The sequence below is a fragment of the Pantoea sp. ABR1s genome (assembly GCF_057812235.1).
This window is the reverse complement of the sequence record NZ_CM173823.1, coordinates 1,360,714-1,376,828: the sequence shown is the minus strand read 5'-3', so window position 1 is coordinate 1,376,828 and position 16,115 is coordinate 1,360,714. Positions and strand designations below refer to the sequence as shown.

Annotated in this window: 14 protein-coding genes; 5 read left to right on the top strand and 9 right to left on the bottom strand. The window is 58.2% G+C overall.

The window, feature by feature from the left end; all coding sequences use genetic code 11:
- Window positions 1-144: 144 nt before the first annotated feature.
- The 3 genes from yeiB to ACXKZD_RS06350 all read right to left on the bottom strand — a co-directional run bounded on the left by yeiB (window position 145) and on the right by ACXKZD_RS06350 (window position 3,273).
- Complete coding sequence (gene yeiB, locus ACXKZD_RS06360) at window positions 145-1,305, bottom strand: DUF418 domain-containing protein YeiB (RefSeq protein WP_488981944.1); 1,161 nt, start codon at window positions 1,303-1,305, stop codon at window positions 145-147.
- A 49-nt stretch (window positions 1,306-1,354) separates the two neighbouring features.
- Entirely contained in the window at window positions 1,355-2,020 is a 666-nt protein-coding gene (folE, locus tag ACXKZD_RS06355) for a GTP cyclohydrolase I FolE (protein ID WP_010248259.1), read from the bottom strand.
- Between the two features lie 125 nt (window positions 2,021-2,145).
- Window positions 2,146-3,273: a YbfB/YjiJ family MFS transporter gene (locus ACXKZD_RS06350; protein ID WP_010248262.1), complete on the bottom strand. Its 1,128-nt coding sequence runs from the start codon at window positions 3,271-3,273 to the stop codon at window positions 2,146-2,148.
- Between the two features lie 117 nt (window positions 3,274-3,390).
- Between ACXKZD_RS06350 and ptrR the strand changes: the two genes are divergently transcribed.
- The 3 genes from ptrR (at window position 3,391) to fghA (ending at window position 6,382) form a co-directional block, all read left to right on the top strand.
- A complete protein-coding gene (ptrR, locus tag ACXKZD_RS06345) occupies window positions 3,391-4,302 on the top strand; it encodes a putrescine utilization regulator PtrR (RefSeq protein WP_010248266.1) in 912 nt (303 codons plus the stop codon).
- A gap of 100 nt (window positions 4,303-4,402) precedes the next feature.
- Entirely contained in the window at window positions 4,403-5,527 is a 1,125-nt protein-coding gene (locus ACXKZD_RS06340) for an S-(hydroxymethyl)glutathione dehydrogenase/class III alcohol dehydrogenase (protein WP_010248270.1), read from the top strand.
- 12 nt (window positions 5,528-5,539) lie between these two features.
- Window positions 5,540-6,382, top strand: a complete 843-nt coding sequence (fghA, locus tag ACXKZD_RS06335) for an S-formylglutathione hydrolase (RefSeq protein WP_336999473.1) — start codon at window positions 5,540-5,542, stop codon at window positions 6,380-6,382.
- 151 nt (window positions 6,383-6,533) lie between these two features.
- On the opposite strand, the gene ACXKZD_RS06330 is transcribed toward fghA, so the two are convergent.
- From ACXKZD_RS06330 to ACXKZD_RS06310, 5 genes are all read right to left on the bottom strand, one after another.
- Window positions 6,534-7,322, bottom strand: a complete 789-nt coding sequence (locus ACXKZD_RS06330; RefSeq protein ID WP_010248276.1) for an ABC transporter ATP-binding protein — start codon at window positions 7,320-7,322, stop codon at window positions 6,534-6,536.
- Window positions 7,322-8,398, bottom strand: coding sequence for a FecCD family ABC transporter permease (locus tag ACXKZD_RS06325; protein WP_010248280.1), 1,077 nt, complete (start codon window positions 8,396-8,398; stop codon window positions 7,322-7,324). The genes ACXKZD_RS06330 and ACXKZD_RS06325 overlap by 1 nt, the downstream gene beginning before the upstream one ends.
- Before the next feature lie 208 nt (window positions 8,399-8,606).
- Window positions 8,607-10,073, bottom strand: a complete 1,467-nt coding sequence (locus ACXKZD_RS06320; RefSeq protein ID WP_022625044.1) for an amino acid permease — start codon at window positions 10,071-10,073, stop codon at window positions 8,607-8,609.
- 117 nt (window positions 10,074-10,190) lie between these two features.
- Window positions 10,191-11,057 (bottom strand): DNA-binding transcriptional regulator YeiE, encoded by an 867-nt coding sequence (gene yieE / locus ACXKZD_RS06315; RefSeq protein WP_010248285.1) that lies wholly within the window; start codon window positions 11,055-11,057, stop codon window positions 10,191-10,193.
- A gap of 9 nt (window positions 11,058-11,066) precedes the next feature.
- A complete protein-coding gene (locus ACXKZD_RS06310; protein WP_010248287.1) occupies window positions 11,067-11,441 on the bottom strand; it encodes a YkvA family protein in 375 nt (124 codons plus the stop codon).
- Between the two features lie 106 nt (window positions 11,442-11,547).
- Between ACXKZD_RS06310 and ACXKZD_RS06305 the strand changes: the two genes are divergently transcribed.
- Window positions 11,548-12,603 carry a YeiH family protein gene (locus ACXKZD_RS06305; protein ID WP_488981943.1) on the top strand — a complete coding sequence of 352 codons (1,056 nt, stop codon included), beginning with the start codon at window positions 11,548-11,550 and terminating at the stop codon, window positions 12,601-12,603.
- A gap of 51 nt (window positions 12,604-12,654) precedes the next feature.
- Window positions 12,655-13,500 carry a deoxyribonuclease IV gene (nfo, locus tag ACXKZD_RS06300; RefSeq protein ID WP_033778751.1) on the top strand — a complete coding sequence of 282 codons (846 nt, stop codon included), beginning with the start codon at window positions 12,655-12,657 and terminating at the stop codon, window positions 13,498-13,500.
- 890 nt (window positions 13,501-14,390) lie between these two features.
- On the opposite strand, the gene fruA is transcribed toward nfo, so the two are convergent.
- Window positions 14,391-16,103, bottom strand: coding sequence for a PTS fructose transporter subunit IIBC (gene fruA / locus ACXKZD_RS06295; protein WP_045140638.1), 1,713 nt, complete (start codon window positions 16,101-16,103; stop codon window positions 14,391-14,393).
- Between the last annotated feature and the right edge of the window lie 12 nt (window positions 16,104-16,115).

The following is a 16,115-nucleotide window of genomic DNA, read 5'->3' as shown; positions in this document are numbered from 1 at the left end:
GCAGTTCCACAGAGGAAAAATAAGGCATCACGCCGGGTTGAACACCGGCGCTATTTTGTCAGGGGCAGGAGGCGTACAGCGTGAATTGCGTCACATCAATGAAAACGGTTACATACAATTCTGTAACCTTTGTGATGGCGGTCATTATCTGGCGTTGTCAGTGATGCGCGATTTACCGGCTGAGATCAGCGTAAGCCGCCGCCACAGCCACTCCAGCGGACCCTGTGCGAAGAAATGTAACCAGATGAGTGAAAAGAGGATATTGATAAGCCAGACCGCAGGCACCATCAGCACCAGCTCCAGCCGGGTAAAGTGCATATAGAAGCCGAAGCGATAGAACAGCGTGGTGCAGATCAGCGACTGCAGCAGATAGTTGGTCAGCGCCATGCGGCCCACGCACTGAATGGCATAGCTGATGCGCCAGCGCGCTATCTGCGGCCAGTAAGCCAGACAGAGCGCGGCATAGCCCAGGCTAATCAGCGGGCTGGCGAGATCGCGCGGGGCTTGCAGATAAAAAGCGGTCCAGCGAAATTCCCAATGTAACAGCCATTGCGCTGCCACACCGGCCACCGCAATCAACAACCCCATCGTCAGCAGCAGCGCCGCCGCCTGACGGTAATGTTGCGCTGAAAACTCGCCGATCAGCCAGCCACTGCGCAGCAGTGCGCCACCGATCATCATCAGGCCCGCCAGCTGCCAGCCATACTGCGCCGCCAGCGCCATCAGTCCTGAAGAGAGATGATCCAGCCGGTTCTGTATCGCTTCCCAACCGCCGGTCAGTTTCCAGTACTGTTCATATTGCAGATCGGCAGCACCTGGCAGCCAGGATCGGGTCGGTTCAGGATCGGAGATTGACCCAAACACCAGCAGAACGCCACAGCCCACCAGATAGAGCAGAATGCCGGTATTCATCAGGCTGCGGGTGGAAGGGACATCGCGCACTACCCGCCAGACCACCAGCCCGATAATGCCGTAGTCCAGCAGGATATCGCCCTCCCAGAGAAAGACGCCGTGCAGAAAACCGATCAGCACCAGCAGTGAGAGCCGGGCAGTCAACCAGCGACTGCCGCGTGGCAGCTGCATTTGCAGACCTGCGCCAAACAGCAGCGCAAACAGGGTGAGGAATTTGAGCTGGGCAAAGGCGTCAGAGATCGCCCATGTCCAGACATCGGACAGGCTGACGCTGCCCTGCCATGCCGGATTAAGGTAGGCGGCAGAAGGCAGGCCGAAGCCGACAATATTGAGCAGCAGAATGCCGAGAATGGCACATCCACGAATGAAATCCAGCGTGTGATAGCGTTGCATGCGGCACCTGCACCATTGAGGCGGGCAACGTTATGCGCCCGCCGTAGACTCAACTATGGCGCACCGCGCGCAAAAATTCCTGGCGGGTATTCTGGCTGGACTTGAACAGACCGCCCAGAGAGGTCGTCGTGGTGGCGCTGGTGGCATCTTTTACGCCACGCGCTTTCACGCAGTAATGCACCGCATCAATAGAAACAGCCACATTGTTGGTGCCCAGCAGCGTCTGCAGTGCAACCAGAACCTGCTGCGTCAGACGCTCCTGCACCTGCGGGCGCTGGGCGAAGAACTGCACGATACGGTTGATTTTCGACAGGCCAATCACCTTTTCTTTGGGAATGTAGGCGACGGTCGCTTTGCCATCGATGATCACAAAGTGGTGTTCACAGGTGCTGGTCAGCGTGATATCACGCACGGTCACCATCTCATCAACCTTCATTTTATTCTCAATGACGGTGATTTTCGGGAAGTTGGCGTAGTCGAGACCGGAAAAGACTTCATCCACATACATTTTGGCGATGCGATGCGGCGTTTCCATCAGGCTGTCATCTTCAAGATCCAGATTCAGCAGCTGCATAATCTCGGTCATGTGCCCGGCAATCAGACTTTTACGTGTGTTGTCATCTATATCGCGCGTCGGTGCACGTAACGGCGTTTCCAGTCCACGCGCCAGCAGCGCTTCGTGAACCAGGGCAGCTTCCTGACTTAGGGTGCTCATCTTACTCTTCTCCGGCTGGTGTTGCGCCCGCCAGCTTTTGCCAGCGGGCCCTGTAATCAGGCGCGTATTGTGAAACTTTCTTTGCGGGGAATCCAGCAATCAATCAGATTGGTGATGAAAGCTTTTCACCCGGTTCGCCGCCACACTAGCAGGCCGGCCCAGACCAGGCTAACCCCTGCAACCCACAGGGCAGGCTCCAGCCGATGTAACAGGGCTGTGGAGAGAAAAGAGAGCAGCGGGCCGACCAGTTGTCCGACCGCATAGCCGGTGGTCAGCAGGCCAGCCATGTAGCGCAGATGATTGGGTGCCAGCTCACGGGCGCAGAGCAGCGACAGCTGCACCACGCTGAGGAAACCGCCCCCCACCAGCAGCGCACCGGCCAGCAGACCGCTAAAGCCTGGCAGCAGCGCCGCGGCAAATACGCCCAGCGCCTGCGCCCACAGCACCAGAGCCAGGCGGACGTGGCTGTGCCCCCAGCGCCGCGTCAGGATCCCCAGCAGGATGCCGATCATCGCCGCGCCGCCAAAAATCGGCCAGACAAACTGCGCGAAGATGCCGTCAGGAAACCGCGTGGCGGCCATCTGCGACAAAAAGGTGGCGGGCAGAATGTAGCCAAAGCCTGCCAGACTGTAACTCAGTACCAGCCGTTTAAGGTTGCGATCCAGCACCAGCGGCTCGGGTGCCTGATCCGGGCGATGCAGTTCGCCCCGACGCGGCAGATTACGGGTAATCAGCGCAATCAGCAGCAGCGCCAGCGCACCGTAAGCGGCCCAGGCAAGACCGGCAGAAACCTGCAATGTGTGCAGCGCTACCCCCAGCAGACCGCTGACAAAAATGCCGCAGCCTGGCCCGGCAAAAACGGCCGCCGACAGCCCTGCCCGGCCATGGCGATGCAGCTGTTCATTGCTCCAGGCCGCCACCAGCACCATCGCCCAGCCGCTGGACCAGCCAATCAGAAAGCGGATTGCGCCGTGCAGCCACGGTCCGCTGGCGAATGCTGAGAGCAGGGTCAGGATCACCGCGCCCCATACGCCCGCCTGCAATCGCAGCTCAACCCGCCGGTGTGCGCGCATGGCATCAAATGAGCCACACAGATAGCCAAGATAGTTAAGTGCCGCGACCAGGCTGGCACTGGTGAGTGTCAGCTGGTGTGCCTGAATCATCAACGGCACCTGGGGCGTAAAGGCAAACCGGCCAATGCCCATCGCGACAAATAAGGTTAAAAACGCGCTGAGCGCGACGCGTAACGCCATTGCTGAACTCCTGTTGTTCTGCCCTGAGATCTCTTCTGACTTGCTAACAGCATGCAGGATGATTAAACTCACGGAAAGTGAATAATTTTAACCAACTTGCTTACAGGAAGAGAAGATATGGATTTAGTTCAGCTGCGTATGTTCTGTTCCGTCGCCGAAACGGGTTCACTGGCGCGCGCAGCAGAACAGCTGCATCGCGTCCCCTCTAATCTCACCACGCGGCTGCGCCAGCTGGAAGAAGAATTAGGTGTGGATCTCTTTATTCGTGAGAAACAGCGCATTCGCCTGTCACCAATGGGCCATAATTTTCTGAATTATGCGCAGCGTATCCTGGCATTAAGTGAAGAAGCGATGAGCATGACCCGCACCGGTGAACCGGCGGGCAACTTTGCGCTGGGCTCAATGGAGAGCACCGCGGCGACGCGTCTGCCCGGCCTGCTCGCCGCCTATCACCAGCGCTTCCCCAAAGTGGCGCTGTCGCTGATTACCGGCACCTCGGGCGAAATCATCGATCGGGTGCGTGAAGGCACCCTGGCGGCCGCGCTGGTGGATGGCCCGGTCTCCCATGACGATCTCAATGGCTGCATCGCCTTTCGCGAAGAGATGATACTGATCACCGGCCTCGATCATGCGCCAATCGCCACCGCGCGCGACGTGCAGGACGATACCCTGTTTGCCTTTCGCAACAGCTGCTCTTACCGGGTGAAGCTGGAGAGCTGGTATCGGGACAGCCAGACCGCACCCAACAGTGTGATGGAGATTCAGTCCTATCACGCCATGCTGGCCTGCGTGGCAGGCGGTGCGGGCGTAGCGATGATCCCGGCCTCGGTGCTGAAGCAGATGGCGGATCGGTCACGGGTGCAGGCGCATACGTTACCTCCCGCTTATCGCGACACCGCCACCTGGCTGATGTGGCGACGCGACGCCTTTACGCCGAATGTTGAAGCACTGAAGTACCTGATTATTGAACAATTTGACGATCGTCCGCTCAACGATGAGCTGATTTACCCATTACAGGCGGCGGAATAAGCGTTCCACGCTATGTTTAAGAGCCTGACCCACCAGGCTTTGAATCATCACGACCACCCGGCGCCACTGCGCGTCACAATCTGACTGGAAGAGGGATTGCATGAATATGATCAAAACCCGTGCCGCTGTTGCCTGGGCTGCTGGCGAACCGCTGAAAATCGAAGAAGTTGATTTAATGCCACCGCAGAAAGGTGAAGTGCTGGTGCGTATCGTCGCGACCGGCGTCTGTCATACCGACGCCTACACCCTGTCCGGCACCGACCCGGAAGGCGTTTTCCCGGCGATTCTTGGCCATGAAGGCGGCGGCATCGTCGAAGCCGTGGGCGAAGGCGTGACCAGCGTTGAAGTGGGTGACCACGTCATTCCGCTCTACACCCCGGAGTGTGGCAAATGTAAATATTGTCTTTCAGGCAAAACTAACCTCTGCCAGGCGATCCGTACCACTCAGGGTAAAGGCCTGATGCCGGATGGCACCACCCGCTTCTTTAAAGATGGCAAACCCATTTTCCACTATATGGGCACCTCAACCTTCTCTGAGTACACGGTAATTCCGGAGATCTCGCTGGCGAAAATCAGTAAAGAAGCGCCGCTGGAAGAGGTTTGTCTGCTGGGCTGTGGCGTGACTACTGGCATGGGCGCGGTGATGAACACCGCCAAAGTGAAAGAAGGCGACACCGTGGCGATTTTCGGTCTCGGCGGCATTGGCCTCTCTGCGGTCATCGGCGCGAAGATGGCGAAAGCGGGCCGCATCATTGCCATCGACCTTAATACCAGCAAATTCGATCTGGCACGCAAACTGGGTGCCACCGATCTGATCAACCCGAAAGATTACGACAAGCCGATTCAGGATGTGATTGTCGAGCTGACCGACGGCGGCGTGGATTTCTCGTTTGAATGTATTGGTAACGTCAACGTGATGCGTTCCGCGCTGGAGTGCTGCCACAAAGGCTGGGGCGAGTCCGTGATTATCGGCGTCGCCGGTGCCGGTGAAGAGATCTCCACTCGTCCGTTCCAGCTGGTGACCGGCCGCGTCTGGCGCGGTTCCGCGTTTGGCGGCGTCAAAGGCCGCTCGCAGTTGCCTGGCATTGTGCAGGATTACCTCGACGGTAAATTTGCGCTGAACGACTTCATCACCCACACCATGCCGCTGGAAGAGATCAACGACGCCTTTGATTTGATGCACGAAGGAAAATCGATTCGCTCGGTCGTGCACTTTAACAAGTAATCAGGAGGCGTTATGGCATCCACTCTGGAGCTACTGGAAGAACACCGTATTTTTGGCGGCTGGCAACAGCGCTGGCGTCATCAGTCTTTGCTGCTGAACTGCCCGATGACCTTCAGCATCTATCTGCCCACCCCGCACGGTGATGCGCCGCCGCCGGTGGTCTGGTTTCTGGCCGGGCTGACCTGCAACGATGAGAACTTCACCAGCAAAGCCGGCGCACAGCGGGTTGCAGCGGAACTGGGTCTGGTGCTGATTATGCCGGATACCAGCCCGCGCGGCGAAGGAGTTGCGAATGATGAGGGATACGATCTGGGTCAGGGCGCGGGATTTTACCTCAATGCCACCCAACAGCCCTGGGCCAGCCATTTCCGCATGTTCGATTATCTGAGCAGCGAGTTACCCGCCCTGATTGCGGATAACTTCAAGGTCAGTGAACGTCAGTCGATTATGGGTCACTCGATGGGCGGACACGGCGCGCTGATGCTGGCGCTGCGTCTGGGTAACCGCTTTGCCTCGGCTTCCGCTTTTGCACCGATTGTGAATCCGATGCAGGTACCCTGGGGCCAGAAAGCGTTTCAGGCCTATCTGGGCGACGATCGTGCGACGTGGCGGGAATATGACAGCTGCCAGCTGATGGCGGAGGTGTCGCATCGGCTGCCAATGCTGATCGATCAGGGCGACAGCGATCAGTTCCTGGCCGATCAGCTGCAACCGGAGCGGTTACAAGAGGTCGCGAATGAGGTGGGTTTCCCGCTGACGTTGCGCATTCAGCCAGGTTATGACCATAGCTACTTCTTTATAGCCAGCTTTGTGGAAGATCATCTGCGCTTCCATGCGCAGCATCTGCTGGCGTAAACAATCAGGGCCGCAATCGCGGCCCTGAACTTTTATGCCTGCTCTGCTGGCTAACGCTCTGTCACAGAGCCAGCATACTGCCAGCCTGCCCTGTAAAAATTCCTTTATCAGAACAGTGATGCTCAGCGCCCTACCGGACGCCTCCTCAATATCAGACCAGTGCCGGGCCGGTCAGCCCGTCGATCATCACCTGCGGGATACCACGCGAGCAGTGTTCGATACGACCATCGACGCCATACACCTTTGCCAGAGTGGCAGGCGTGATCACCTTATCCGGCTGCCCTTCCGCCACCAGCGCGCCCTGCTTCAGCATCAGCGCATGTTGCGCATGACGCAGTGCAATATTGATGTCATGCACCACTACCACCGTCACGATGTTACGCTGAGCGGTTTCGCGCCGCACCAGATCCATCACGTGAAACTGGTAGTTGAGATCCAGCGCGCTCAGCGGTTCATCCAGCAGCAGCAGCTTAGGGCGACGGATCAGTGACTGCGCCAGCCCGACCAGCTGTTTCTGTCCGCCGGAGAGCTGATCGAGATATCGCATCGCCAGATGGGCAATGCCCAGTTGTTCCAGCAGATGCATGATTTCCGCTTCGCTGCTGGCGCTGTGCAGACCACCGGAGGCACGCTGCGCCACGATGATCGACTCCAGCACATGCAGATGCACGCCCGCAGGCAGCGACTGCGGCAGATAAACCACGTTCTTCGCACGCCGGGCAAACGGCTGGGTCATGAGATCCTCACCGTTGAGCCACATTTCGCCCTGGCCTTTGTTCAGCCCGGCCAGTGCACGCAGCAGCGTCGATTTACCACAGCCATTCGGCCCCAGCAGCACGGTGATCTCGCCGCGCGGCAGCGGCGCGATATTAAGATTATCAATGACTTTATTTTTTGGGTACCCGGCACTGAAGCCGCGTAACGTCAGACCCTGTTCCATCATACCGTCCCCCGATGACGCAGAATAATACTCAGGAAGAACGGCACGCCAATCAGTGAGGTGACAATGCCAACCGGGATGATTACACCAGGGAGCAGGTTTTTCGAGGCGACCGACGCCAGCGACAGCACCAGCGCGCCAACCAGCGCACTGGCGGGCAAATAGAAACGGTGATCTTCACCAAACATCATGCGGGCGATATGGGGAGCGACCAGCCCAATGAAACCGATCGGGCCGACAAACGCGACCGCCAGGGCAGAGAGGATGCTGATGCGCAGTAAGGTAGTCAGACGCAGACGACGCACATCAATGCCAAAGCTTACCGCGCGGTCTTCGCCCAGACGCAGCGCCGTCAGCTTCCAGCTGCTCATCATGGAAAACGGCACCAGAATGGCCAGCGCCACGCTCAGCACACCCAGCTTCTCCCAGGAGGCGCGCGCCAGGCTGCCCATGGTCCAGAACACCAGGCCCTGCAGGGTATCTTCGCTGGCGATGAACTGCATCATGGATACCAGGGCGTTAAAGGTGAAAACCAGCGCGATACCGAACAGCACCACGCCCGCCGAAGAGACCTGAGTCCAGCGGGTCACGGCATCCAGCATCAGCGCGGCAAACAGAGCAAAGACAAAGGCGTTGGCAGAAATTAACCACTGATCGGGAATGCCGGGAATACCCACGCCGAGGATGATGGCCAGCGCGGCACCAAACGCCGCCGCCGATGAGACACCGAGGGTAAACGGACTGGCCAGCGGGTTATTCAGGATGGTCTGCATTTCCGCGCCCGCCAGACCCAGCGACAGCCCCACCACCAGCGCCATCAGCGCATAGGGCAGACGAATGTCCCAGACAATGACGCGCGTGCCGGCATCGACGCTCTCGGGGCTGAGCAGCGTATTCCACAGCGTTTCAAGTGAGAGTCCCGCCGGACCCAGCGTGAAGTCGAGGATCAGCGAGGCGAGTATCGCCAGCAGCAGCACGCCAATCCAGATTAAGCGGCGGCGCAGCACCTGATGATAGTTCTGCATGGTGTGGTGAAGCGTCTCTTCCCCCGCCAGCAGCGAAGTTTCGGTAGTCATGTTTGAACCCTGTGTGGCTATCACGTCAGAAAACGCAGCCACAATAGTGCAGGTGATAATAATTATCAATTCGAGAACATAAGCGAGACGTGAAAAAACAGTAAAAAACGGTGTTGCAGGCGGGACAATGGCTCAGGGAGCCTGCGCCTTTCGCAATGACGCAGAACCCGCCATCCCTGGCGGGCTCAGCGTGGGCGATGACGCAGAGTTAATCTTTGTGAACCGGAAACTCCATTTCGCTGTACTTCACGAAACGGCTGCCGCGCGTCAGCTTGTAGCCGAACCAGATAATCAGGAACAGCGGAATGCCGATGTAGGTTGCCGCCACGCCGTACCAGTCGATGCTGTCGTTGAGGAATGCCTGGTAGTTCTGACCCAGCGTGATGATCAGGCAGAGCACAAAGGCGAAAATCGGACCCAGCGGGAAGAAGCCGGAACGGTAAGGCAGATCGTTCAGGTCACGTCCCTGGGCCACATAGCCCCGACGGAAGCGATAGTGACTGATGGCAATACCCAGCCAGGCAATAAACCCGGTCATGCCTGAGGTATTCAGCAGCCACAGATAGACTTCCTGATTACCAAATTTTGAGGTCAGGAAGCACAGTCCGGCCACCACGGTGGTGGCCCACAGGGCATTACGCGGCACGCCGCCCTTTGAGAGCTTCGCGAAAATCCGTGGCGCTTTACCTTCGCTGGCAAGGTTGTAAAGCATACGCGTTGACGCATACATCCCGGAGTTACCCGCTGACAGCACAGCCGTCAGGATCACCGCATTCATGACGGCGGCGGCAGAGAGCAGACCGGCGTTCTGGAACACCAGGGTGAACGGGCTGACGCTGATATCGTCGATATCATTGTGCAGCAACTGCGGATCGGTGTACGGCAGGATCAGGCTGATAATCAGGATAGCGAACACATAGAACAGCAGGATACGCCAGAAAATCTGCCGCACAGCGCGCGGAATATTTTTCGCCGGATCTTCAGATTCGCCCGCCGCGATACCGATCAGCTCGGTGCCCTGGAAGGAGAATCCCACAATCATCGCCACCCCAATCATGGCCGCGAAGCCGCCCGCAAACGGCGCGTCGCCCACCTGCCAGTTCTGCCAGCCCGCATGTTCAGCACCGCGCATAATGCCGGTGATCATCAGCACGCCAACGATGATAAAGATAATCACGGTGGCCACTTTAATCAGCGAGAACCAGTATTCCGCCTCGCCAAAGCCTTTGACCGAAATGTAGTTGAGCAGGAACATCAGCCCCAGGAACAGCGCGCTCCAGATCCAGCCAGGCGTGTCGGGGAACCAGTAGTTCATCACCAGCTGGGACGCTACCAGGTCAACCGCGATGGTCACCGCCCAGTTGTACCAGTAGTTCCAGCCGAGTGCGAAACCAAAGCCCTCTTCGACATATTTCGCGCCGTAGGTGGCGAAGGAACCCGATACCGGCATGAACGCAGCCAGTTCGCCGAGGCTGGTCATCAGGAAGTAGACCATCAGGCCGATGAGGATATAGGAGAGCAGTGCTCCGCCGGGGCCAGCCTGAGCGATGGTGGCACCGGAGGCGACAAACAGGCCGGTACCAATGGAGCCGCCGATGGCAATCATCGTCAGGTGACGGGCTTTTAACGCACGTCGTAATGCAGGTTGTTGTGTTGTATTTGAGTCATTATGCATGTGTTAACGCTACGCTGGGTAAAAATGAGGCGCGATTGTAGCAGCCAGATCGCCTCTGTATAGCGAATGCCAACCTGTTATTAGTTAACTTCATGATCGCGCCGGAATTATTAGTAATTACTCGCGACAATAGGAAAAAAAGCGCGTCAGTGCTTTGGAAATATGCTTCTGCCGGTGATGGATGCGATAGAGCGTGCGGATGAGACGCGGCAGCGGAATCGTCAGTTCAACCAGCGTGCCCGCCTCCAGCAGATCGGCAATCACCCGGCGCGAAAGACAGCTGATGCCCATGCCGTGCCGCACCGCATGTTTAATCGCCTCGGAATTGCCCAGCTCCATGCCCAGCTGAAAACTCGGCAGATGCGACAGCAGCAGATAATCGACAATTTCACGGGTGCCGGAGCCGCGTTCGCGCAGGATCCACGGGGCGTCAGCCAGGGTTTGCAGCGTCACCGGCTGTTGCAGAATCGCCGCGTCTGGCGCGGCAAACACCACCAGCTCATCTTCGAGCCAGGGCTCGCTGACCAGCTCGGTCATATGGCACGGCCCTTCAATTAATCCGACATCGACGCGGAAATCGGAAACCGCCTGAATCACATCCTGACTGTTGCCGACACTCAGCTCCAGCGGCAGGCGGGGAAAATCGCGACGATAAGCGGCCATCATGCCTGGCAGCAGATAGTTACCGATGGTGCTGCTGGCAAAGATGCGGATCGCGCCGTTATCCTCTTTAAACAGCTGCTCGATTTCGCCCGCCTGCTCCAGCAGCCCTACTGCACGGGGATAGAGCAGCCGTCCATGCTCATTCAGCACCAGCCGTTTGCCAACCCGGTCAAACAGTTGCACGCCGAGCTGACTCTCCAGATCGGCCAGCGCTGCACTCACCGCCGACTGCGACAGCGCCAGCAGTTGCGAAGCCTGAGTGGTGGAGCCGCTCTTAAGCACTTCGGTGAAAACTTCAATTTGCCGCAGCGTAATGTGCATCGTTGCCTCTTAACTCAGTGACTGCCTGACCAGGTAAATGATTAATGCCAGCCAGATCAGCCCTATCGCCACCAGCCAGCCTGCAATCTTTTTGCCACGCGAACGTTGAGACTGCGCCCGCTCGCTGCTGCTGATGCGCACCTCTCTCGGCAGTAAACGCAGCAGCACCATGACGCCCGTCGGAATAATCACCGCGTCATCCAGCAGACCGACAAAGGGGATGACATCAGGAATGATATCGATCGGGCTGATGCCATAGGCGACCAGCCCCAGCATCCCCAGCTTGTTCCACCAGGGTGTGCGGGGATCGCGGAAGGCAAACCCCAGCACAAACACATCTCTTTTGATCAGCGTCGCCCAGCGGCGCAGACGAGAAACTATCATGATTGCTGCCTTATCGTTTATTCTGGTTAATTATAAATATATTATCAATTTCACTTTTAAGCCAGTCGCCGTCATGATCGGGTCTCAACCAGGAGGAGTGACCACCATGACTGAACTGAGCATCGCTAAACCGCATCATCCCGTTCCGCTCTGGATCCCGGGTCTGCTGCTGACCGCCGTGATTGCCGGGGCAGCCAGCTGGCTGGCGCAGCAACCGATGATTGCCGCCCTGGGGCTGGGTTCACTGACTCTGGCGATTATGCTGGGCATCCTGGTCGGTAACAGCATCTATTCGCCGCTGGCGTCACGCTGCGACAACGGCGTGCTGCTGGCTAAGCAGAAACTGCTGCGGCTGGGGATCATCCTGTTTGGCTTTCGCATCACTTTACAACAAATCGCTGACGTCGGTTTCAGCGGCATCCTGATTGATGCGCTGACCCTGACCAGCACCTTCCTGATAACCTGCCTGCTGGGCATGCGGCTGCTGAAGCTGGATCGCGATACCGTCTGGTTGATTGGTGCGGGCAGCAGTATCTGCGGTGCTGCGGCTGTACTGGCGACCGAGCCGGTAGTGAAAGCCGCGCCGTCGAAAGTTGCGGTGGCTATCGCGACCGTGGTGCTGTTCGGCACGCTGGCGATCTTTATCTATCCGCTGCTGTGGCCGCTGGCGCATGAGCTGTTCCCGGATCTCAGTGCATCGCAGTTTGGTGTTTTTACCGGCTCAACCATCCATGAAGTGGCGCAGGTGGTGGCCGCCGGACACAGCATCAGCCCGGAAGCCGAGAACAGCGCGGTCATTGCCAAAATGCTGCGGGTAATGATGCTGGCTCCCTTTCTGCTCTGCCTGAGCGCCGTGATACGCGGTAAACGTCAAGGGAGCAACGCGCGTCAGGCTGTGACATTTCCCTGGTTCGCCCTGCTGTTTATTGCCGTCGCACTGTTTAACTCGCTGCAGCTGCTGCCTGCCGCGGTGGTGGCGACGCTGAATCAGCTGGCGGGTCTGCTGCTGGCGATGGCGATGGCGGCGCTGGGATTGACCACCCGTTTCGGGGCATTGCGTGAGGCAGGCGTTAAACCGCTGCTGCTGGGTGCGATGGTGTTTGCCTGGTTAATCGCGGGCGGCGGTGCAATCAATCTGCTGGTGCAACATTTCATGGGCTAGCGGCATCGGGTATCATGCCGTCTCACCCGTGCACAGCCCCAGGAGAAAGGCATGAAATATATTGGCGCACACGTGAGTGCGGCAGGTGGCGTGGATCAGGCAGTGATCCGCGCCCATGAAATAGAAGCCACCGCCTTCGCGCTCTTTACTAAAAATCAACGTCAGTGGAAGGCTGCCCCGCTCTCGACTGAGGTGATTGATGCTTTTCGCGCCGCCTGCGAGACGTACAAATTCGGTCCGCAGCAAATCCTGCCGCACGACAGTTTCCTGATAAACCTGGGTCATCCGGTTGAAGAGGCGCTGGAGAAATCCCGCGCGGCTTTTATTGATGAGCTGCGACGTGCCGACCAGCTCGGCCTGACCTTGCTTAACTTCCATCCGGGCAGCCATCTGCATCAGATTGATGAGGAGGCCTGTCTGAAGCGGATTGCGGAGTCGATCAACATCGCTCTCGACCAGAGCCAGAATGTCACCGCCGTCATTGAGAATACCGCCGGTCAGGGCAGTAATCTGGGTTTCCGCTTCGAGCATCTCGCCACCATTATTGAGCATGTTGAAGATAAGGCGCGTGTCGGCGTCTGTATTGATACCTGCCATGCGTTTGCCGGTGGTTATGACCTGCGTACCGAAGCGGATTGCGAAGCGACTTTCGCCGAATTTGAGCGCATTGTCGGCTTTAACTATCTGCGCGGCATGCACCTTAACGATGCTAAAAGCGCCTTCGACAGTCGCGTCGACCGCCATCACAGCCTGGGTGAAGGCAATATCGGCAAAACAGCGTTTAGCTGGCTGATGAAAGATCCGCGGTTTGATGGCATCCCGTTGATTCTGGAAACCATTAATCCCGATATCTGGAAAGATGAGATTGCCTGGCTGAAAGCCGAACAGCAGGGATAGAAAAGGGAGCCAGCTGGCTTAATGCTGGTCAGTTAAGATTAGATTTGTAAAGGCTGTCACGGTCAAACGTGGCAGCTTTTTTGTCAGTGCGAGCGAGCCGCAGTGCGGGCCAGAGCACCTCTGCTGCTGCCGGGCCGTCCTCGCGCCGCTCACGCGGTACCTTCGGCTTTGACGTCGTGCCGACGAACCGTTCGGGGATCGGCCCTCCCTGGCCGGCCCCGAACTGTCCACGCTTCCCGGCGTGGACTTCTGGCCCACCGTCACGCCTCAGCGCTGCGGATAGCCCTTTCAGCAGCAGAGGCGCTCAGGCCTCCACTCTCGTGCCCTTTTTAACAGTACGCACCAGAAGCTTCAGAGCAGGCCGGTGGCGATCAGGAGCAGGCAATCCGCAGCGCTGAACAGAATGAGTCTGCCAGGAGAGCCCGCAGAACGCGGGCGAAAGGCGGGGCGGCACAGGATGTGCCATCCCCGGCGGTCCGTCAGGCAGGCGAATGAAGTGAAGGAACCACGCAGCGGCGCGAGGACCGCCAGCCCCTGAGCGGCACCAGACTGCGTTATCACCTGTCGCTTAACTGGCTGGCATGCTCCCTTTTCGTTTAGAGAGAACGCTGGCTCAGGGAGCATACGCCTTCCGTAAAGACGCAAAAAAACGCCATCCCTGGCAGGCGCAGCGCGGGCGATTACGCACCTCATCCCTGAGGTGCGCCCGCAGCCGGGCCAACGCTTTGCGTTGTTCAAAAACGCTCCCGGCTTTTTGTCCATGGCCCGCGATGCTTTACTCCAGTCGTATGCTCCCGTCGCTTTGACTTCGGGAACCGTCTGTAAAAGCAAACAGGGAGCCATCCGGCTCCCTGTTATTTTCACTTCAGCAGATTATGCACTTCTGCACATCAGGCTTTCGCCAGCTGCTCTTCCGGACGTTTCAGTACCGCATAGCTCAGACCCGCAATCGCAGTACCGATGATGATCGCCATCAGATAGCCGATAACCGGGGTAATCGCGCCAGGGATCAGCAGCACGAACAGTCCACCGTGCGGAGCCATCAGTTTTGCGCCAATCGCCATGGAGATCGCGCCGGTGGTTGCACCGCCAACGATACAGCAAGGCAGAACGCGCATCGGGTCACGGGCAGCGAACGGAATCGCGCCTTCAGAGATAAAGCAGAGACCCAGAACCAGTGCCGCTTTACCGCCTTCCTGCTGACCTTTATTGAATTTACGACGGGCAACCAGCGTCGCCAGCCCCATCGCCAGCGGTGGCACCATACCGGCTGCCATAATGGCTGCCATTGGCGCATAGGTCTGCGAACTCAGTAACCCGACGCCAAACGCGTAAGCCACTTTGTTTACCGGACCGCCCATATCGGTACACATCATGCCGCCCAGAATGGCACCCAGCAGGACCGCATTCGCCGTTCCCATGTTGGCCAGCCAGTGCGTCAGGCCGTTCATGATGCCAGCAACCGGTTTACCCACTACGTAGATCATCAGCAGACCGGTGATCAGACTGGCGAACAGGGGAATAATCAGTATCGGTTTCAGCGCTTCCATACTCTGCGGCAGTTTAACTTTGCCGCTGATCAGCTTCGCCGCATAACCGGCAATAAAGCCCGCGATAATACCGCCTAAGAAACCTGCGTTGATGCTGGTGGCGATCATACCGCCAATCAGACCCGGCGTCAGACCCGGACGATCAGCGATGGAGAAGGCGATAAAGCCCGCCAGCACCGGCACCATCAGGGCAAAGGCGCTGCCACCACCAATTTGCATCAGCGCCGCAGCCAGCGTGCCCTGCTCTTTAAACGCCGTGATACCAAAGGCAAACGACAGCGCGATGCTCAGACCACCTGCGACCACCATCGGCAGCATGTAAGAAACACCGGTCAGCAGATGACGATAAGCCCCTGCTCCGCCTTTCTTCTCTTCTTCACTGCTATTGTTCTGTCCGCCAGCCGCCGCTTTATACGGCTTCGCTTCTGCTACCGCTTTATCCAGCTCCTGCGCGGTTTTCTTCAGCGCCAGACCGGTTGAGGTACGGTACATCGGCTTACCGGCAAATTTCGCCAGATCGACTTCGATATCAGCTGCGACGATCACCAGATCGGCGGCAGCGACTTCTTCCGGAGTGATCGCGTTACCGGCGCCCACTGAACCACGGGTTTCAACTTTCACCCACCAGCCGCGACGGGTCGCTTCAGCCTGAATGGCCTCGGCAGCCATAAAGGTATGCGCCACGCCGGTCGGACAGGCGGTCACCGCGACGACACGTTTCTGTGCACCAGCCTGAGCCGGTGCAGCAGGTGCGCCTGCTGCAGGCGTTGCTACCGCAGCCGGAGCCTGCCAGGTTTTCGCTTCTGCTTTCGCGCGGTTCAGGAAGGTTTCTGGCTCACGTACTGCCAGCTGGATATCGCCCAGCCAGACCGCTTTGCCGTTCAGCGCCGCATCGTCCGGCACGTTTTTGCCCAGCACAATCGCCAGCTCAGCGTCGGCAGGATTATCAGTCAGGGTCAGGCCCGCCGCAGCGGCGGCAGCCGCCAGACGCTGTTGTGCCATATATGCGGAAGCCAGTCCCAGTGTAGGGTCTTTAATCAGCAGCGTTTTCATTATCGCTCTCCT